The 19,330-nt window shown below is 46.5% G+C and carries 21 protein-coding genes and 1 pseudogene; 9 read left to right on the forward strand and 13 right to left on the reverse strand.

Annotation, left to right across the window (positions count from 1 at the left end; all coding sequences use genetic code 11):
- Window positions 1-141 precede the first annotated feature (141 nt).
- The 3 genes from JGK16_RS01675 to JGK16_RS01685 all read left to right on the forward strand — a co-directional run bounded on the left by JGK16_RS01675 (window position 142) and on the right by JGK16_RS01685 (window position 3,378).
- A complete protein-coding gene (locus tag JGK16_RS01675) occupies window positions 142-1,023 on the forward strand; it encodes an aspartoacylase (RefSeq protein ID WP_293178591.1) in 882 nt (293 codons plus the stop codon).
- A 535-nt stretch (window positions 1,024-1,558) separates the two neighbouring features.
- Window positions 1,559-2,638, forward strand: coding sequence for a M23 family metallopeptidase (locus JGK16_RS01680; protein ID WP_293189399.1), 1,080 nt, complete (start codon window positions 1,559-1,561; stop codon window positions 2,636-2,638).
- A 128-nt stretch (window positions 2,639-2,766) separates the two neighbouring features.
- Window positions 2,767-3,378 carry a hypothetical protein gene (locus tag JGK16_RS01685; RefSeq protein WP_293189397.1) on the forward strand — a complete coding sequence of 204 codons (612 nt, stop codon included), beginning with the start codon at window positions 2,767-2,769 and terminating at the stop codon, window positions 3,376-3,378.
- Window positions 3,379-3,561: 183 nt separating this feature from the next.
- Here JGK16_RS01685 and JGK16_RS01690 read toward each other — a convergent pair whose 3' ends face one another.
- A complete protein-coding gene (locus JGK16_RS01690) occupies window positions 3,562-3,795 on the reverse strand; it encodes a hypothetical protein (RefSeq protein ID WP_293153381.1) in 234 nt (77 codons plus the stop codon).
- A gap of 180 nt (window positions 3,796-3,975) precedes the next feature.
- On the opposite strand from JGK16_RS01690, the gene JGK16_RS01695 reads away from it, so the two are divergent.
- Complete coding sequence (locus JGK16_RS01695; RefSeq protein WP_293189395.1) at window positions 3,976-6,198, forward strand: flavin-dependent dehydrogenase; 2,223 nt, start codon at window positions 3,976-3,978, stop codon at window positions 6,196-6,198.
- 316 nt (window positions 6,199-6,514) lie between these two features.
- Here the strand turns inward: JGK16_RS01695 and JGK16_RS01700 are convergent, their stop codons facing one another.
- The 3 genes from JGK16_RS01700 to JGK16_RS01710 form a co-directional block, all read right to left on the reverse strand.
- Complete coding sequence (locus JGK16_RS01700) at window positions 6,515-7,852, reverse strand: hypothetical protein (RefSeq protein ID WP_293178579.1); 1,338 nt, start codon at window positions 7,850-7,852, stop codon at window positions 6,515-6,517.
- 215 nt (window positions 7,853-8,067) lie between these two features.
- Entirely contained in the window at window positions 8,068-8,733 is a 666-nt protein-coding gene (locus tag JGK16_RS01705) for a (2Fe-2S) ferredoxin domain-containing protein (protein ID WP_293178576.1), read from the reverse strand.
- 182 nt (window positions 8,734-8,915) lie between these two features.
- On the reverse strand, window positions 8,916-9,161 hold the full coding sequence (locus tag JGK16_RS01710; protein ID WP_293178573.1) for an Asr1405/Asl0597 family protein: 246 nt from the start codon (window positions 9,159-9,161) through the stop codon (window positions 8,916-8,918).
- Window positions 9,162-9,517: 356 nt separating this feature from the next.
- On the opposite strand from JGK16_RS01710, the gene JGK16_RS01715 reads away from it, so the two are divergent.
- On the forward strand, window positions 9,518-10,060 hold the full coding sequence (locus tag JGK16_RS01715; protein WP_293178570.1) for a Dps family protein: 543 nt from the start codon (window positions 9,518-9,520) through the stop codon (window positions 10,058-10,060).
- A gap of 324 nt (window positions 10,061-10,384) precedes the next feature.
- On the opposite strand, the gene chlP is transcribed toward JGK16_RS01715, so the two are convergent.
- Entirely contained in the window at window positions 10,385-11,605 is a 1,221-nt protein-coding gene (chlP, locus tag JGK16_RS01720) for a geranylgeranyl reductase (protein ID WP_293178567.1), read from the reverse strand.
- A 506-nt stretch (window positions 11,606-12,111) separates the two neighbouring features.
- Here chlP and JGK16_RS01725 point away from each other — a divergent pair.
- Window positions 12,112-12,498, forward strand: coding sequence for a hypothetical protein (locus JGK16_RS01725; RefSeq protein WP_293189393.1), 387 nt, complete (start codon window positions 12,112-12,114; stop codon window positions 12,496-12,498).
- A gap of 16 nt (window positions 12,499-12,514) precedes the next feature.
- Here JGK16_RS01725 and JGK16_RS01730 read toward each other — a convergent pair whose 3' ends face one another.
- The gene (locus JGK16_RS01730; protein WP_293189391.1) at window positions 12,515-12,682 is read right to left on the reverse strand and encodes a hypothetical protein; all 168 of its coding nucleotides are present in this window, start codon (window positions 12,680-12,682) and stop codon (window positions 12,515-12,517) included.
- Between JGK16_RS01730 and JGK16_RS01735 the strand changes: the two are divergent.
- Window positions 12,675-12,767, forward strand: a pseudogene (locus JGK16_RS01735) (prevent-host-death protein); the annotation flags it as partial. The gene JGK16_RS01730 and the pseudogene JGK16_RS01735 overlap by 8 nt on opposite strands.
- A 36-nt stretch (window positions 12,768-12,803) precedes the next feature.
- Here the strand turns inward: JGK16_RS01735 and JGK16_RS01740 are convergent.
- The 7 genes from JGK16_RS01740 to JGK16_RS01770 all read right to left on the reverse strand — a co-directional run bounded on the left by JGK16_RS01740 (window position 12,804) and on the right by JGK16_RS01770 (window position 17,654).
- Window positions 12,804-13,409, reverse strand: a complete 606-nt coding sequence (locus JGK16_RS01740; protein ID WP_293189389.1) for a hypothetical protein — start codon at window positions 13,407-13,409, stop codon at window positions 12,804-12,806.
- Window positions 13,409-13,762, reverse strand: coding sequence for an STAS-like domain-containing protein (locus tag JGK16_RS01745; RefSeq protein ID WP_293189387.1), 354 nt, complete (start codon window positions 13,760-13,762; stop codon window positions 13,409-13,411). Before JGK16_RS01745 ends, JGK16_RS01740 begins: the two co-directional genes overlap by 1 nt.
- Window positions 13,763-13,777: 15 nt before the next feature.
- Window positions 13,778-14,254, reverse strand: coding sequence for an ATP-binding protein (locus JGK16_RS01750; RefSeq protein ID WP_293189385.1), 477 nt, complete (start codon window positions 14,252-14,254; stop codon window positions 13,778-13,780).
- A gap of 314 nt (window positions 14,255-14,568) precedes the next feature.
- Window positions 14,569-14,994 carry a hypothetical protein gene (locus JGK16_RS01755; RefSeq protein ID WP_293189383.1) on the reverse strand — a complete coding sequence of 142 codons (426 nt, stop codon included), beginning with the start codon at window positions 14,992-14,994 and terminating at the stop codon, window positions 14,569-14,571.
- 93 nt (window positions 14,995-15,087) lie between these two features.
- Complete coding sequence (locus JGK16_RS01760) at window positions 15,088-15,513, reverse strand: universal stress protein (RefSeq protein WP_293189415.1); 426 nt, start codon at window positions 15,511-15,513, stop codon at window positions 15,088-15,090.
- A gap of 325 nt (window positions 15,514-15,838) precedes the next feature.
- Window positions 15,839-17,143: a histidinol dehydrogenase gene (gene hisD / locus JGK16_RS01765; protein WP_293178546.1), complete on the reverse strand. Its 1,305-nt coding sequence runs from the start codon at window positions 17,141-17,143 to the stop codon at window positions 15,839-15,841.
- A 127-nt stretch (window positions 17,144-17,270) separates the two neighbouring features.
- Window positions 17,271-17,654 (reverse strand): hypothetical protein, encoded by a 384-nt coding sequence (locus JGK16_RS01770; protein WP_293202700.1) that lies wholly within the window; start codon window positions 17,652-17,654, stop codon window positions 17,271-17,273.
- 349 nt (window positions 17,655-18,003) lie between these two features.
- Between JGK16_RS01770 and rpsT the strand changes: the two genes are divergently transcribed.
- On the forward strand, window positions 18,004-18,303 hold the full coding sequence (gene rpsT / locus JGK16_RS01775) for a 30S ribosomal protein S20 (protein ID WP_293178540.1): 300 nt from the start codon (window positions 18,004-18,006) through the stop codon (window positions 18,301-18,303).
- Between the two features lie 224 nt (window positions 18,304-18,527).
- Window positions 18,528-19,307 carry a TatD family hydrolase gene (locus JGK16_RS01780; RefSeq protein WP_293178537.1) on the forward strand — a complete coding sequence of 260 codons (780 nt, stop codon included), beginning with the start codon at window positions 18,528-18,530 and terminating at the stop codon, window positions 19,305-19,307.
- The last annotated feature ends 23 nt before the right edge of the window (window positions 19,308-19,330 follow it).

Consider the following 19,330-nt stretch of genomic DNA (forward strand, 5'->3'; position numbering starts at 1 on the left):
TTTACGCAGGGAGCGAGAAACCGGGTTTTTATTAATCTTTGGTTAGGTGATGATAAATACGGAAAGAAACCCGGTTTCTGAGGTCTGTGTTACCAAGAGAACTGAAATGATGGTAGGCTTGGCATAGAAACTTGTTTGTTTATGAATCAAATTAAACGTGTTGCCATAGTGGGAGGAACCCACGGAAACGAACTCACAGGAGTATACCTTGTGAAGAAGTTCGATCGCGCGCCAGAGTTAATTGGGCGATCGACTTTTGAAACAATCGCCCTGCTAGCCAACCCCAAAGCCTGCGAAATTGGGAGACGCTACATCGATATCGACCTCAACCGCTGCTTTCGCCAGCAAGATTTAGAAAATCCCCACCTCTCCAGCTACGAAGCCCAGCGGGCGAAAGAGATATACCACATTTTTAGCTCAAAAAACACCGAGCAACAAAGCTTAATCATCGATTTGCACAGCACCACATCGAACATGGGGCTAACATTTATTCTCGCCAGCCAGCATCCCTTTAACCTGCAACTAGCAGCTTATTTAACCTCTATCTATCCGCACCTCAAGTTACTGGCTTCGCCAAGCAATCATCAAGATAGTCCTTTGTTGCGATCGATTTCTGAGTTAGGCGGTACGCTGGAAGTTGGCGCAGTCGCGCAAGGTGTTTTAGATGCGTCTTGGTTTCAGCAAACCGAGCAAGTTATCGGGACAATATTAGATTGCACAGAAGCCTACAATCTAGGCACAATGCCCGTTGTCAATAATTCCCTGACTATTTATCAAAGCATTCGGGCGATCGACTATCCGAGAAACAACTCTGGAGAAATTCAGGCAATGATTCATCCTCAGCTACAATCGAGAGATTATGAAGCATTGAATCCGGGCGATCCGATGTTTTTGACCTTTGAGGGCGAGTCGGTCTTGTATGAAGGTAAATCAATTGTTTATCCAATTTTTATTAACGAGGCGGCTTACTACGAAAAAGGAATTGCCATGTGTTTTACCCAAAAGCAAATTGTGGTTATGTAGCGTACATCAGGGCTGAATTTGGCAACCACTTACTCAATAATTTCCCCCTGACCAAGAATTTCAAAGGTGGTATAGCGGTTGTCAGAAAGATGAGGTACGTTGTTGGGCTTCAGCCCTCTTAGTCGAAGGGTTGTGTGGGCTGCCAGTCATACCTCATCTTTTTGAGAAAGGCTATATAAGCCCCCGGATTTATCCGTGGAATCAATCCCAAATCGAAAATCAAAAATCCTCTCTTCCCCCGGATTTATCCGTGGAATTAATCTAAAATCTAAAATCTAAAATCGATTGACGCACCGTAGCAATTACAATTATTAATTCCATAGAAATTATCGGTTATTTGCATAACTCCCCGCCGGAAATAGCCCTGCCGTTTCCCTACAGATGAAATCCTCTAAGCAATATTGTTCATAATTCGTATTGCCACAAATCTAGGAAACAAAAACACCCGATCGATCGTCTAAATTCCTGAGCAACTGTATTTTGAATGATTAATTGATTTTTCACTACCCACCTCAGCTTTACATCCCACCGGCGAATGATTTTACTATCAAAAAAACAGATTTCTACAATTTTGTTGACCGTGGGGTTGACAACTATTTCTAGCTGTGGTAATAACACGGGAGTTAATGCGCCGATCGCCCAAGCCAACTCGATCGCCCAACGCCTCGTCTCCTCAGCAGTCGCCCAACAGCCCAACAGCCCGAAATTCGGTCAGCCGATCGCCTGTACCCTAGGAAAAGACTGTTTTGTCATGCACTATTTCGATCGCGATCCAAGCCCTGGCGCCGTTGAATTCGGCTGCGGGCGCCAAACCTACGACGGGCACGACGGCATAGATTTTGCCATTCCCGACGCCAAAGCAATGGCTAAAGGAGTCCCCGTTGTCGCCTCCGCTGCGGGGAAAGTTTTGCGAGTGCGAGATGGTGTAGTCGATCGGCGTTTGCAAAACCAGACAGACAAAACCAACGTCGCAGGTACAGAATGCGGCAACGGTATGGTAATCGATCACGGCAACGGCTGGGAAGCCCAATATTGCCACCTCCGCCAAAACAGCCTTGTTGTCAAACCGGGAATGCAGGTACAAAAAGGCACTGTTTTGGGCATGGTGGGCAACTCTGGCTTAGCCTCTTTCCCCCACGTACACATCACTTTTCGCTATCAAGGCAAGCCCGTAGATCCGTTTGTGGGGCCAGACGCGAAGTTAGGCTGCAACATTGCCCGCAATCCAATTTGGGACAAGCCGATCGACTATGTTTCTACCGGTTTAATTCGCGCCGGTTTTGCCCCCAAGCCGCCGGATGAGAATACTGTCTGGGCGGGACAATTTTCGGAAACTCAACTACCTGTCAACAGTCCGGTTTTATTGTTTTGGGTGCAGAGTTACGGAGTCCTCAAGGGCGATCGCGAACAATACAAAATATTTGCACCCGATGGCAAAACTATCGTCAACGACAGCAAGGAAATTCCAGCCCCCAGCCGCACTTGGTTGCGTTATGTCGGCAAAAGAAACAGCACAAATTCTCCCCTGACTCCCGGAGTGTGGCGCGCTGAATATCGGTTGACGCGGGGCGATCGGGTTTTAGCAGAAGTTAAGCGAGAAGTTGAATTGCGTTAGTGGCTAAGCCTTATAAACTTTAATATCCCTTTATTTCTTAGTCCGCGGAGGCGGACATCGTTTGTGTAGATGCGGTTTCAACCGCCGACTTTTATTTAGATTTAGTTCCCGATCGCACTTTTAAAAGAATGTCATACAGTCAATTCATCAACCTAGAAATGATTGAAACCAACTTTGGCATCACCATTGCTGACAAAGTTGGTATTTTTGCCAATTTACCCAAATCCGAGTATAGCGACCTTCTCAGTCAAACCCTGCAAGAAAATATCTCTTTAGCTTTAGCAATTAATACCGAAAAAGCTCGCTCAGAATTAATTGTTACACCTATTTTAGTAGAACTGAGAAAGCAGTTTAAGTATCAAATTAGCTTGTTTTCAGGAAAAGAGTTTAATGTAGATTTAGAAAAAGGATTGACTGGTTTTTGTGATTTTCTAATTAGTCGTTCTCCAGAACAACTTTTAATTAAAGCCCCGGTTGTCGCCTTAGTAGAAGCTAAAAATGATGATATCCAAGCTGGATTGCCACAATGTATGGCAGAAATGATTGCAGCTCAAATTTTTAATGAAAGACGAAACAATAATATTTCCGAAATATATGGAGTGGTCACAACCGGAACAAACTGGAAATTTTTACGACTTAGCAATCAAATTATGGAAGTGGATTTAAATGATTATTTTATTGATAATATCAGTCAAATTATTGGCATATTAAAATACTTAATAAACGCAGCTAACCTGTGAAACTCAAACTATCTTGAAAGTCATCTGCGTTTATCTGCGTTTATCTGCGGTTTCCCCAATCAAAGATTTATGCCATAAGTCTATAATTTTTGCACGATCGCCAATTCTACCGGACAATGTAGCTGTCATCAGCTTATTGTCCCCGGCTCGATCGCACTGGCGAATGCTTCTGATTTTGACAATTTAGGGCAAATTTTCCCAAGCTTGAGCCACAATCTCACTCAGCCAGCGCCTTTGAGTCAAATCGAGCAGATTGTCGTCCGCCAGTACCTCAGCCTTTAACTCATCCAAAGACTGCGATCGCGATCGGGCAATCTGAACCACACCCACGATCGCAGATGCCACCAATTCTTCATTCAGCGGCTGCTGTCGCAAAGCAATCATTTCTTGAGGATTCGTAGGAATGGGATAATTCATGAAATTGCATACCGAAGAAAGTAGATATTCAGCCACTGCGGGGTTTCCAGCCAATTAGCTAAAAATCTGAGAACAATGTAAACTTATTTAAAACTAAATAAGTATTTGGGAGTATAGCCTACTTTGCTCCCTTGTCAACTCCCCCATCTTTATGAATTTATTGAGAATTGAGACATTAAAATGCAAGAAATTCTTTATTTAGAAGTCCCGACACCCGATACAGCAGCCGTCTGCACTTGGTTGCAACAGGAATTCGATCCCGGAATCGGAGAAAAAATTATTACTCCTGACGGTTTTCGCCTGCTTTCCAACGTAACAGCAGCCGAATTGGTCAAATCTGGATCTCAAAATGCTAATCTAAAACCGACATTCGCCTATAGCAATTCCGAAAACCGCAATTCGCGATCGACAGAACTTTCCACCTTTGTCTGGTCAGTCCAGCGCACAACTTATTTAAAAGTCTTTCGTATCGAAGACGCACCCGCTGGAGAAAGAAAGTTCCTGGAAACTTTGAATCTGGCTGTAAGAAACAAGTTTCCAGAGCTATACCCCCAACCCCCCGTTATAGACCTCTCCAAACAGTCAATTTTTGAAGCTCTTGCCCCCTATTACCCCCTTACCGTCAAATACTTCAAAAAAATGCCCAAAGGCGAATACGACCTCCAGCGCGTCTACTGGTGGGAGCAGCGCTGGCGTGAAGGTACTCGCAATCCTCAAGCGCCAAAGCAAGTAGTGTTTTTGAAGAAGGAAGAAGTCCGAGGGAAGTCGGAAGAAGGAAGAGGGAAGAGGGAAGAAGGCACAGTTTCGGTGTCGGATGTTGGGGATAGTTTTAAGGAAGAAGGAAGAGGGGAGAAGAAAGAAGGCACAGTTTCGGTGTCGGATGTTGGGGATACTGTTTACGACTTGATTTATATTGGCGGGGCGTTGGGGGTAATTCACGCCGCAGTCATGGCGAGATTGGGCTACCGAGTGCTGCTGCTGGAAAGAATGCCTTTCGGGCGGATGAATCGCGAGTGGAATATTTCGCGGGATGAAATTCAAAGCTTAATTGATTTGGGTTTGTTTACGGCTGCGGAAATCGAAACTTTGATTGCTAGAGAATACAAAGATGGCTATAACAAGTTTTTTGATGCTAACAATCCAACCGTTGCTCAAGCCCCAGTCTTGCACACGCCGAAGGTGCTGAATATAGCCTTAGATGGCGAAAAATTGCTGTATTTGGCGGGAGTTAAGCTAACAGAAGCTGGTGGGGAAATTTGGGACGAAACTGAATTTGTTAGAGCCGATGTTGAAGCAAAAAAAGTAGTGGTTCAAGCCAGCCACTTGCCGACAAAAGCCGATCGCACAACCTCCGCCCGACTGCTCGTGGATGCCATGGGTTCAGCTTCTCCCATCGCTTGGCAATTGAACGGAGGACGGGCGTTTGACAGCGTTTGCCCCACCGTCGGAGCTGCCATTGACGGAGGATTTGAGCCTGGAGTTTGGGATTCTGACTACGGGGATGTTCTCTACAGTCACGGCGACATCTCCCGGGGGCGCCAGCTCATTTGGGAACTGTTTCCCGCTGCTGGTGGAGAACTGACAGTTTATCTATTTCACTACCACCAAGTACATCCCGAAAATCCCGGTTCTTTGCTAGAACTGTACGAGGACTTTTTCGCTATTCTGCCGGAGTACCGTCGCTGCGATATCGACAAATTGGTGTGGAAAAAGCCGACTTTTGGTTATATTCCGGGGCATTTTAGCAGCAACAGCAGCGATCGCGCCGTGGCAGTCGATCGCCTAATTGCGATCGGCGATGCAGCATCTTTGCAATCTCCCTTAGTATTCACCGGTTTCGGCTCCCTCGTCCGCAATCTTTTCCGCTTAACTGACCTTTTGGATACAGCATTAAAACACGATTTATTAAGTGCCAATCACTTAAACCAAATTCGCGCTTACCAGAGCAATGTGTCAGTAACTTGGCTGTTTTCTAAAGGGATGATGGTTCCCACCGGCCGCAGTTTGCCGCCCCAGAGAATTAATTCAATTCTCAATACCTTCTTCGGCATTTTGGCAGGACAAGAACTCACCGTAGCCGAAACTTTTATCAAAGATAGAGTCGATTGGTTAACATTCAATCGATTGGCGATTGAAGCAGCCGGAAAAAATCCTTCTCTCCTGCTGTGGATTTTAGATTTTGTCACCTTGGGGGATGTTTGGCGCTGGTTGGGGAGTTACTTGACTTTTACTCTGTTGGCTTTAGCTAGTTGGCTGTTCGGATGGCTACCCAGTTTCGCCCGCAAGGTACAGCCTTGGTTGGAACCCAGATATCCGGGTGTTTGGCTGTGGCTGTTGGCTACCAGCTATGCTCTCACCTACGGCATGGGAAAGGGGAAAAAAGAGTTTTCAGTTGATAGCTGAGTGCGAGCGTTTCGCTGACGTTGAACACGCGAGGATCTCGCTGACGTTGAACACGCGAGCGAGACGCTCGCACTGCACTCGGAATAATATTTTTCCGGTCAAAACCCAAACGACGATCTGTCTTTTTGGTAATTGGTAAATTTGAGCAATTACCAATTACCAATTACCAATTACCATAAAGAATTGGTTTAAAGCCGGAACCCTGATCGGGAGAAATTAAAAGAAGACGATTGATTACTCCAATCCTCTTCCTTCTTTTGTCAACTATCAACTGTCAACTGTCAACTGTCAACTGTCAACTGTCAACTTGCGTTTGCTATCGAAAACTCGGCAATTCAATTTCAGCCAGCGATCGACGTTTTTTAGAAGCCCGCAACGGATTGGAAATCAAGGTCAGCCACTCGGGTTGTCCGGCTGCTGTAGGTTTGACCGCACTCGATCGCACTTCCTGAAGGCCAAAGGTTTCCACTGAATTCAAAATTTGAACCGCCTTAGCCAATTCTTGGCTGCCTAAGGTGGGCGCAGCAGTTTCTGGTTCAGGTTCAGGCTCAGCCGCCGGCAGTTGAGGTTCCGCAACCCCAAGGGGCGAGTTTGTTGCTGGCTCAAACGGCTGGTAGGTTTCGGTCTTCTGCAATTGAATGCCGGATGCTTGGGCTAATTTGTTAAGTTCCATATTTGCGATCGACTCAGGGTCGATCGCATATTCAGCAAGCGCTGCCTCTAGATGCTCTTCGGGATCTGACCAAGCTTGGACAGGGGCAGCGTTGAAGGCTGGTGGCAGGGGACTCTGAGAGCTTCTGACTGCCGCTAGCAAGGATTCTAATTGCTTGTGGGCGCTATCTTCCGCCTCGTCAGGTGGCTCAATAATTGGAGATTTCTGTGGCCTTTCCAGACTTTTTTCCAAAGCAGCTTTAAATTGCAGAGTGTGGCGCTGCTGGCGGTGCAAGCGCGATCGCAATTCCCTGCAAACATTTTCGGTAGCTACTAGCTGGTGAAACTGTTCGTTGTAGCGCTGCACAGTAGACGCACATTCTCGCTCCACAATCGCTAACCTGGTTTGGCTGGTTGTCAACTGACTGCTTAAACTTTCCACTAAAATTTCTTGACCTTGCAGAGTTTGATGGGAAACTTCCACTTTCCCAAACAGTCGCGTCAATTGTTCTTGAATGCTTTCTAGTTCAGCAGTCCGCTGTTCTAGTAACGTTTCGCGATTCTCCAATTTGTTGTGGGACTCTTCGAGGGCTGTTTCTAGCTGAGCGATTCGCTGCAAAAGGTCGCGGTTGCATTCGTGCAGCGCTTGCATGAGGGTAACTGGTGTCGATCCTTTGTTCTTAGCCTGTTCGGCATTCCCAAGCAGATTTTTGAGATTGTCTGAAATCACGGGCGATCCCACCTCTGGCGGCTGTGTCTGAGATGGCAAATTGTTCGGGGAGGGTGTTGTGGGAATTGCATCTACGCTGATCGCGTTGGGAAAATCTAGTGTTTGCCAGTCTTCTTCTGGCTGTTGGGGCACCGTTGCGGGAGTATCTGTCGGACGGGGGGCGATCGGCTCAAAACCCCCAGCAGCAGCAAAATTTGACTGCAATCCTTCGTTCTCGGATCGAACAGCAGGGTGGGGTTGGTGCTGACTGGCTCGAAGATCAGCTTCTGACATGGCTTTTTATCCCAATAGTCACAGGGTCTCAGATACAGTCTATCCTTATAGATTATCTAAAAGAAAGCCCCTAGTTATTGGTTATTGGTTATTGGTTATTGGTTATTGGTTATTGGGCAAGCAGGGCAAGCAGGGCAAGCAGGGCATTGGTCACAAGCAAAATTCTCCGATTGGGGACTCCGACATTCGGGCATTCCGAGATTTCCTGCGATCGGCTAAACTTTAACAACTGCAAAATGTTTGTCAACAATTGCTGGAACTTCTGCCGGTTTGATGCGACTGTAGCGAGTTTTGTCCGGCATCACCACTATATTTGGCCCTGCTTTGCACTGTTTGAGACATCCGGTTCCCTGAACAGTCACTTGCTCTTCTAAACCCCGTGCATTCAAAGCATTTTCTAAAGCTTTACAGACTGCTGCGCCGCCCCGCTTCTGGCAGTCAGATTTTTGACACACTAATATTTTGGTTTGAGTTTTTGCCGCAGCTTTGACAGTTTGAGCTGCTGTGGGAGTGGTGACTTCGGTTTTGCCGATCGCGCCAACGGATGTCAGTACCCCAGCAGGTACGCTGGTAGAGTCGAGGTGTTCGAGCGATCGATCGTTGTGGCCCCGAGCCAGAGTGAGGCTGTGAGCTTTCAGTTTTATTTTACCGTTTTTCAAATTGAGTTCTTTCTCACCTGCAACTTGAACTCTCAACCCAGGAGTCAAAACAGGCGCTAAAAATGACCGCAATTCCTTGGAAAGTTTAACAAGGTATTCTACTTTGCGATCGCTGCTAATACGCAAATATTTAAGTTTATAACCATCTTCAATAATCAGGCTGAGGATTTCTCCCTCTAGGCTGAATTCAGAAACTTGCTTGCCAGACTTATACATTGTCATAACTCCTGGGTTGACTGTTCGGTGAAAATTATCAAACTTGACAAGAAAACGTCGCCAGTGAAGGTATTTATGCGTTGAATCGCATCATTATTTTTACTTCTTCCGTCTTCCTTCTTCCGTCTTCCGTCTTCCTTCTTCCTTCTTCCTTCTTCCTTCTTCCTTCTTCCTTCTTCCTTCGGGCTTTATCCGATTTGCCAGCAGCACTCCAGCAACTGAACCAGTTCGCGCCGAGGGGCACTAACTTGCCTCAACACGCTCATTAGCTGAGCAGCTTGTCTGACAGTGTTGACTTTTGCCCGCAAAGGTTGGTCAACCGCACACCAGCAGGGGATTTCGAGTTCTTGCAAGCGTTTGTAAACTTGCCACCTGTCTAGCCAACTAACTTGCACAATCTCACAAACTTCTAACTCTCGATCGGCTGGATTCATCTTGTGACAACAATAATAATTTGCATTAATTTTTACCCGGACTGATAGCGAGCAGAAGTTAAAAGCCAGATTTCAGAAGAGAATCAAGGATTGTCAAAAGCCCTTTCTGAAAAATTTAGCCTTTTGCCTGCTGCTTTCTGCCTTCGGAGGATTCGCCCCACATTCAGGAAGCACTCAGAACGAGCATCTTTTTCCAGCATAACGCAACTGCTAATAATTCTCAATAGGTTTACAAAAAAATTTTCCTACTCTCGAAACTCTATCACTATGAAGCCAGACCCTGCTTGACTGCTAAATTTAGGATGCTAGACTAACTCTATTGGCAACAATCACTGCCTATTGAGAGGAAAACACTAATGGCCCAGATTCAGAGTGCATTGAGACCGTTTGGTCACATAGCTGAAAACCCAATTTTGTTAGAACATTCAGTCACAGCACCGATTTGTGAAGGAATGAACGCCCTGCTGGCGAGTTTTCAGGCTCTATACCTGCAATATCAAAAACATCATTTTGTCGTGGAAGGAGCAGAATTTTACTCCTTGCACAAATTCTTTGAAGAAAGCTACGGAGAAGCTCAAGATAGCGTCCACGAATTGGGCGAACGGTTGAACGGATTGGGCGGCATACCCGTAGCTAGCTTTAGCAAGTTAGCCGAGATGTGCTGTTTCGCTCCGGAAGCCGACGGCGTGTATTCGTGCCGCCAAATGCTGGAACACGATTTGACTGCCGAACAAGCTATAATCGGTTTGTTGCGCCGTCAAGCAGGACAAGCAGAAAGTTTGGGCGATCGAGCTACGCGCTACCTCTACGAAAAAATCCTGCTAAAAACAGAAGAGCGAGCTTACCACATTTCCCACTTCCTCGCCCCCGACACCTTAGTGCAATTGAACTTGAACTAACCCAAAAAAAGGACTGTCCCTAAATCGGAAAAAAGCTTAAAATCCCCTCCCAATTCAAAATTGGGAGGGGATTTCCGATTGAGCAGCTTATCTGTAGGGATACAGCACTGCTCATTCCTGTCAACTGAAGCCTGAAAGCCTTGATAAATCTCGCTGATCCCCGAGTCTCGATCCCCCTAAATCCCCCTTAAGAAGGGGGACTTTGAGAATATTCCTGTCCCCTCATCGCAGCGGAACTTTCAGAATACTCATGTCCCCCCCTTCTTAAGGGGGGCTAGGGGGGATCTCCGGATTATTATACAAAGTGTGATAACTCGCCAGAGATTAAGGCGCCAAAGCACTACCGCGCAACAAGCTACCAATGGTTTTCGCAGTAATCTTCATCTGAATCAAGGGATTAGCCGGTACTACAGTCTTATACAAGTAGCTATCGAATGTGAGTTTCTGCACATCGCGATCGGCACACATTTCCACAAAAGCTTCGCGAGTAGCATCGGAACGGTAGAACACGCGCTGCAAAATGTCAAGCACTTTGTAGGTAATACCGTAAGCCTTATCCCAGCGCTTCAGATACAGCTTAATTTCTTGTTCAGTCGGAATCCGCGCGCCCTTATTGGAAATTTCCACAATAGTTTCAGCGCACATCCGGCCAGACTTAGCCGCAAAATAGATACCTTCGCCCGAAGACTTGGTAACATAACCAGCAGCGTCGCCTACGAGAGCAACTCGGCCGACAACCCGGCGGGGACGCGGATGTTCTGGGATGGGGTGAGCTTCCACTTTAATGATCTCACCGCCCATGAGTTTTTTGGCAGCGCGGGCGCGGACTCCGGCTTGCAGCTTTTTGATATCAGCTTGATTGACTTTCATCGTGCCGGTACCGACGGCTACGTGGTCGTATTTGGGGAACACCCAGGCGTAGAAGTCGGTGGAAACGTCGTCGCCGACGTACATTTCGGCTAGACCTTCGTAGTAAGCCATTTTATCTTCTGGGAGGCGGATGCGCTCTTGGAAGGCGATCGCATAATTGTAGTCACCAGCATCAATCGCCTTTGCTACGCGGGAGTTAGCGCCGTCAGCCCCGATTACCAAATCCACTTTCAGGGTTTTCTGAGTTCCCACAGCGGTGCCGTTGGAGTGGTCGGCGTAGTGGAGAATGTAGGGGTCGGTGTTGTTGCCTGGAATTTCTAAGGTGTGAACAGTACCGTTAATCAGTTTGGCACCTAAGGAAGCGGCCCGATCGCGCAAAAAGCCATCGAGGACTTCGCGGCGGCACATACCGATGTATTCGTGTTCGTTTTCGATGTTGATATCCACCTCTACATTGGAGGGGGAAATCATTTTCATTTTTCTGACTTGGCGATCGATAATACTTTGTGGCAAGTCAAATTCTTCAACCATGCACAGAGGAATTGCCCCACCGCAGGGTTTAGCGTTGTCTAATTTGCGTTCAAATAAATAAGTTTCGATGCCTGCTTTTACCAATGTTTCGGCGGCGCAAGAACCCGCTGGCCCCGATCCAACAACTGCAACCCGTAGTGTCAAAGCTTTTCTCCCAATTTTTTCTATAAGTCTTTACCAGTCAGATGTGATGGTATCACGGAGTTTCTCTGCTGTGGGGTGAGAATGGGAGATTTAAATGAAATGCAACAGAGCTTAACAATTGGATACAAAAATGGGGTTTTTGATGCTGGTTTCTATGGAAAATCTTAAATTTTTTATGGTAGATGAATGCGGATGGACGCTAATGTGCGATCGAATGTTTAGCGGTATTTTTAAGAACAGGCTTTTCGGCTTGTTCCACAAGAGATAAATTAACTGGTTCCCAGGCTGGAGCCTGGGAAGCGAGATCTAGAGGCTCTGCCTCGTCAGTGTGTAAAATGGAGGCTCTGCCTCCGGATCTACGTTACCAGGCTCCAGCCTGGTAACGAGTAGAACGAGTTGACAATGAATTTTCTTGTGGGGTGGGCTTCTAGCCCGCCCGATCGAACTCCATGCAATTACGTTACATTTAAGTTAAGTAAAGCTCCTATATAAAATTTCAAATTGCTATGCTAGGTAATTTTCAACAAAGCCAACTGCGGATTGAGGTTGAAGCTTCGGAGACTGCGATTCGAGACAGTTTGGTGCGTCCGGTGCAGTTGCAGCAGTGGCTGTGGCCTCAGCAGTTTTCTCAGGGTTTGCCCGAATTGCTCGATCGCGAATTGACATTCACAAGTTGGATTGGCCCGGTAGCGGTGCAGCACTATGTGGAGATTGCAGAGTCAAATTGTCTGCGACTGTTGTTGAGTCAGGGAATTGACGGGTTTCACGAGTGGTATTGGGGCGACGGTTGGGTGCAGTCTCGGTTGGAGGGAGTGTCGCTGCTACCGCTGAATTTGGGACAAACCGCTAGTTTGTTGCGGCTGCGGGAGTTTTTGACTGGGAAGGGGAAGTAGGGCTAGGGGGCGTTGCTTAATCGGAGGATGAAAAAGAACCAGGCAAAAATCCAGAAGCTTTGTTGACAATGGTTTTTAGGATTTGCATATTTAGCCCTTCATACTGTAAGTCAGCAACGCCGGCTAGGGAAATCGATCGCCCGATCGACTCAGCACAAATGGGATGAATCAAATCCATCATCATCACACGCTCTGACGGCGAAAATGTAGCCTTAATTGCCGCTGACGAATTGGCAAGCTTAATAGAGACAGTATATCTGCTGCGATCGCGTGTTGATTACTTATGAAGCATTTGGTCTTATTTCTTATCTAGTAATCAGCTTACCTTGATTTCTTGCTGCCGTAATTACATTGCGGTTAGCAGTAAAAACTTTGATACCAGGAACAGTCACATAATCACCATCATCAGTAATTACTTGAACTACCCCTGCTTTATCCATTGCTTCGAGAATTAGCAGATCGTAGCCATCTAAAAGTTGAGTTTGAAATCTGGTTAAAGATGCGTTAGTTGTAGTTTCATCAATAGTCACATCAGTCGATACAGCAATAGATGTTACCTGACCCCAAGCAGCTAGAACTTCAGCTACTACGTTAGCTCTTTCTGTTGGCTCGTTATGGCGATATTCTTTTGTGTTTAATGTAGCCGAAAAAATTGCTCGTTCTGCCTGTTCAATATTATGTGCTAACTCTGCCAAAGAAAGCCCACAATATAAAAGCAATCCTTGAGCAGAAATAATTTTTGTTAAATAAGCAGGATAATCATTTATTTGATAGCTTTTCGCAGAGGTACTGGCTGGAGTGTAAGTCAGCCAGTACCAGACATTAGTATCTACCAGAAAAATGTCATCTTTTTGAGGTGTGTCAAACTGGATATTAACTACCTCAGCCTTGACTGTATATTGGATTGCCATTATACATTTCCCACCTGTTGGCTGACAATTTCATTGATTGCATTGCGGGTTGCATCATCTGCTGCGTAGTAGCGTTTTGAGTTCTTAATCACCTGTTTGAGTATTTGATTGCCTACAGTATTAAGATGAGAAAATGTCAGCAGACGGTTTAAAGTGTCTGGGGAGATATCCCTAAGTAGCTGTCCAATGGCAAAATTGAAGAACGGAGATGCAAAAATCTCTACACCAGCAAAGTCAAGCTCTACAGCGTGCTCTGCCCGTAGTTCGGGGTATGTCAACTCATACACCTTCATACCGTCATCGGGTGTCATGCAAGTTTTCCCAATCAAAGTGCCAATCTTGTAAGATTTCATATTTCAGAAGTTCCCTCAGAAAAGTGGGGCGTCGCCGTCGGTGTCAGAAGCCAGCACATAAATGGCTTCATCACATTGGAGAGTAATGTTAACCAGTGTCCCTCCGAAAAAGGTTGGGCGATTTTGGTAAGTTTCCTCATCTTTGTTAATCAGGACATACCCATTGTGACTGAAAAACTCCAATTTTCCTCCATTCATCTTTACAAATCTTTTCAGAGAGTCAAGTCCAACACCCCCAGCAACATCACCGCGCCTGGTTGTAGTTCCTGCTTCAAATGCCCATTTTAGGGCTTCGTCTGCTGGTAAATCCGAGAGTTTTCGGAATAGGCGCACATTTTGGGGAATCCCAACACCGAAGTCAATCACAGTGAGTTTTAGTTCCTTTTTTTTAGGGTAGTGCTGTCCACAGCTAAAGACTCCGATTTCTGTTTGCCCATGCTCAAAGGCGTTAGCGTATATCTCCCAAACAGTTCCTACGATGACGTTTTGCAATTTTTGACCAAAAAATTGGGATACAAGCCCTGTCCTTCTAGGACGGCTTTATGTTAGAATTTAATTGGTTGAAATTCCCACCTAAGATTGCAGCGATATATACTCATTCCGAGTTGAAACCGAGACTGATCCAGTAATAGGGAAAGACTGAAGGGCAATGGTTAAAACCCAACCTGGAAGCAAAATAAAAAGTATTGTTATGTTTTCAAACGAAACGATACATATAGTCGGGATAGGGCATTGCCACGACTCTAAATGGGCGCAGAGACAGAGTAAGACTACGACCGTAGCGTCAGTCGATGAAGCGTCAAGAATCACCGCTGCTTCAGCACGGTGAGTATGTCAATTATATCAACCCAGTCTCGTCCTAGCCATTTTTCTGCTAGGTAGTCAACCAAGCCATCTTTATCTTGTTTTTTATCTTCTCGATAAGGGATAGAATTACCCTGCCAAGGTTCTTTATTCTCACAAAAAGTATACATGAATCCGTTTTGTTCAAGATTCATTTTTATGTTCTTATGAATACTATCCCAATTAATGTTTAATTTTATCGAGCGGGATTGAATGATACGAATCAATCCTCCCAGAAAAGCTACGGCATTTTGTCTGAGAAAAAAACATTTAGAAAAGTCAATAATTACTTCTGAGCAATCCTCATTTAGTTGCTCCGAAAGCTGAAACAGATTGTCAAAATCGTTCAGATTATCATTGATTGTAGGGATGTTAAGAGTCACGCTCATAATTATTCTATGGAAGGCTTGATCCAGAAAGAAATTTAGTAAAATATCAATCAGCCTATGATCGCACTGTCCATCCCTGCGGTTCAATTCCCCCTACTTAGCCCGCACAACCAGCACCGAACAAGGAGCCTCAGCCACAACCTCAGCACTCACCGAACCCTCCAAAATCCGCTTCAAACCAGTCAAACCCCGACAGCCGATCGCAATTAAATCCGCTTTATAAATATTCGCCAAACGCAAAATCTCCTCGGCCGGTTCCCCCGCCACAATCTCCAACTCACTCTGGCAAGGCAACATTTCCTGATAAGATTGCAACAACTTCTCTACTTCTCGATAAGCAATCTCATTTCCCTGAGCGTGAGGTCGATCGACCACCGCATCAAAATCCAGCGTATCAGAACTCACAACATGAACTAAAATCACCTTCGCCGTAGGTTCTAGTTTAAACTGCCCCACAGCTTGCAAAACCTGTGCTGCAAACTCAGAATTGTCGATCGCCACCAAAAGAGTATCCAATATAATGCACCTTTAAATCTCAGATATTAGACTTTAAACTTCTCATTGATAGTCGCCTACTTTCCACAATTTAGCGCTTCCCACCAACAGCATCATTACTACACAGAAACCCGGTTTCTTAACATAATTGCGTCATTTACGCAAGATAAGCTGTCCTACATTTAAATTGTATGTCAAAAATCACTTAAAAACTCTTGTGGGATGGGCTTCTAGCCCGTCCCGAATATACAATTTAAATGTGCAACAGCTTATTGAAAGAAACCGGGTTTCTTAAGCCCGAAGTGCGTAAATCTCGATCGCCAACCTCAACTCTACCATCTAAAACTCATCACCCTCCCTCATTTTCAGTCCGCAAGCGCACCGAATCGGCATGAGAAGGTAAACCCTCAGCTTCCGCCAACACATTAATCGCCCTACCCACCTTCTTAAGTGCAGCCGGCGAATATTGAATCAAACTCGAATGCTTCATAAAAGTTTCCACACCCAGCGGCGAAGCATAGCGCGGAGCACCAGATGTCGGTAAAGTATGATTCGGGCCAGCCAAATAATCGCCCACAGCTTCGGGTGTTGAACAGCCCAGGAAAATCGCCCCAGCGTGCCGAATTTGGTCGAGCAGGGCCCAGGGATCTGCCACTTGCAATTCCAAGTGTTCGGGAGCAAACTCGTTAGATAGTTCCGCCGCCGCCTTCAGAGACTCAACTACTACAACTAAACCGTAATTGGCGATCGCCTTTTCCGTCAAAGTCCGGCGCGGGTGATTTACCAATTGTCTGTCAACTTCAGCCACCACCTTTCTAGCCAACACCGAATCCGCCGTCAGCAAAATCGCCGACGCCATCGAATCGTGCTCGGCTTGAGCCAACATATCCGCAGCTACGTGTACAGGATTCGCCGTAGCATCAGCAATAATCAGCACCTCCGACGGCCCCGCCAGAGAATCGATCCCGACTGTTCCGTAAACCAGTTTTTTCGCCAGCGTGACGTAAATATTCCCCGGCCCGGTGATTAAATCTACCTTGGGAATACTTTCGGTACCGTAGGCCAAAGCTGCGATCGCCTGGGCCCCGCCAACCCGATAAATCTCATCAACTCCCGCCTCCTGAGCCGCTACCAGCACCGCAGGATTCATTTTCTTCTCCTGTCCGGGGGGAGTACACATCACCAGTTTCGGCACCTTGGCGACCTTCGCAGGCACCGCATTCATGATCACCGAACTCGGATAGGACGCCTGACCGCCAGGGATGTAAATTCCCGCGCGATCGACTGGCGTGTAGCGCTTACCCAAAACAATCTCGTCATCACCAAACTGCACCCAAGATTTGGGCACACGCTGTCGGTGAAACGCCTCTACCTGTTTACAAGCAAGCCGGATCGCATTTAATAATTCTTTCGATATTTGCTGATAAGCAGCATCCAATTCGGCGCCACTCACGCGCAAATCTGTCGCATTTAGGGTGATGCGGTCAAATTCAGCAGTATATTGCAGCACAGCCTGATCGCCTTTGCGTCTTACAGCTTGCAGCACCTCGCGCACGGTGGCTTCTTTGTGAATAACAAGTTCGTCGTGGGTGCGATCGCAGATTCGTCGCAGTTCAGCTTGCGCCTCAACCCACTGAGTAATAATTCGCAGCATGGAGATTAGGAATGCCGTCAATAATTCACTAACATTTGCTTGACAATTGGGGATTTTTGTGGCTATCTCCTGGACAAGTCAGCCACCACCAGCCCACAAGCTTAAACCGCGAGACTCGCGGGAGTTTCTAAGGCTTCAGTGCAGCGTTATAAATCTCTGTCGATGATTTTGCAACACTGAGAGCTTTTCTAGAAATTGCTCGCCAGAGAATCGGGTGCGGAGGGAGAGGGGGAGAGGGGAGAGGGGGGAGAGGGGGGAGAGGGGGAGAGGGGGAGAGGGGGAGAGGGAAAAATCTTCTGCCCTTTTCCTTCTGCCCTTTTCCTTCTTCCTTCTGCCCTTTTCCTTCTTCCTTCTTCCTTCTTCCTTCTTCCCTCTTCCTTCGACGAAGCCCAAATAACCCGTACTCTTTGTTATAGCTTAACTTGGATTTTTCAGGGAATGGGATTTTGAGCCGAATCGATGCTATATTAGTTTTTTCGACACCTGATAATTTTTTATAAAAAAACGCCAAGTTATTGTATACTTGAAAATTGCGCGCAATAAACCGTGAATTTAACTCGTGACGGTGGAAACCCCGCAAGACGCCTCGATCGCACCCTTGTCATACCTTTGGGTATCGTCAGAGGTAAAAAAAAAGGCAGTTAAATGAGTCAATTAAAAATTATTGCGCGATCGCCCTTGAAAAAGTAGCCCCAGGCTCAGCTTGAATCCGATCGATCGGCTCATGGCTGACTCAGCTTTAAAAAAATCAAGCTTTTTGTGGCTCCCACCCGAAAAGATTGTCCCTCAAAATCTCCGTGTCTTGAGACTATCTTGAGACTATGATGTATCAATCAATACCTACTTCCACAAACTGAACTATGGCAAATATTAAGTCCGCCGTCAAACGAGTCAAAATCGCCGAGCGCAACCGCTTGTACAACAAGTCGTACAAGTCAGCGGTAAAAACTTTGATGAAAAAGTATTTTGCAGCCGTCGATAAATACGCCGCATCTCCGACACCAGAATTAATGCAAGAAGTCCAGCAGCGGATGTCTGAGGCCTACAGCAAAATAGACAAAGCTGTGAAAAAAGGTGTACTGCACCGCAACAACGGCGCTCGCAAAAAGTCCCGCTTGGCAAGAACCATCAAGCCACACGAAACACAAGTAGCATCCTAAGACAGAAGAAGGAAGAAGGAAGAAGGAAGAAGGAAGAAGGAAGAAGGAAAAAAGCAGCAGGAAGTAAGAAGGAAGAAGAAGAAAAAGTAGCAGGAAGAAGGAAGAGAGAAGATTTTCCCCCTCTCCCCCTCTCCCCCCTCTCCCACTCTCCCCCTCTCCCCCTCTCCCACTCCCCCCCTCTCCCACTCTCCCCCTCGTCTACTCTCTCACTCTCCCATTCCCCCATGCAGCTCATCGATACTCACGTTCATATCAACTTTCAGACTTTCAAGTCGGAGTTAGAAGCCATTCGAGAACGCTGGCGCGAAGCTGGTGTAGTTCGATTGGTTCATTCTTGTGTAGAACCCGAAGAGTTTGCTGGAATTCAAGCAATTGCCAATCAGTTTGCAGAAGTCTCTTTTGCGGTGGGGCTTCATCCCCTAGATGCCGCCAAGTGGAAAGACGAAACTGCAAGCCTGATTAGGGAATTAGCAAGTTCTGACTCTCGGGTAGTGGCGATCGGCGAAACTGGACTAGACTTTTTTAAGGCTGACGATCGCGAACACCAGTTTAAAGTGTTTGAGGCACAGCTTGAAATTGCCCAGGAACTTGACAAACCAGTCATTATTCACTGTCGCGACGCCGCCGCCCCAATGGCCGAAATGCTGCGGAACTTTTGGGAAAGACGCGGCCCAGTACGCGGGGTGATGCACTGCTGGGGAGGCACGCCCGAAGAAACCCAGTGGTTTTTAGACCTGGGTTTCTACATCAGTTTTAGCGGCACAGTCACCTTTAAAAAAGCCTTGCAAATACAAGAATCAGCTTGTATGGTAAATAGCGATCGCATCCTAGTCGAGACAGATTGTCCTTTTCTCGCGCCCGTACCCCAGCGGGGAAAACGCAACGAACCAGCTTACGTCTACTACGTAGCCGAGCAAGTTGCTAAATTGAGAGGAGTTTCTCTCTTGACTTTGTCCCAGCAGACAACCGAAAATGCCTGTCAGCTATTCGGGTTGTCACTTTAGCTACTAGCGCATAGAGAAACGAG

This window comes from Microcoleus sp. PH2017_09_SFU_O_A, assembly GCF_020738625.1.
Classification (GTDB): domain Bacteria; phylum Cyanobacteriota; class Cyanobacteriia; order Cyanobacteriales; family Microcoleaceae; genus Microcoleus.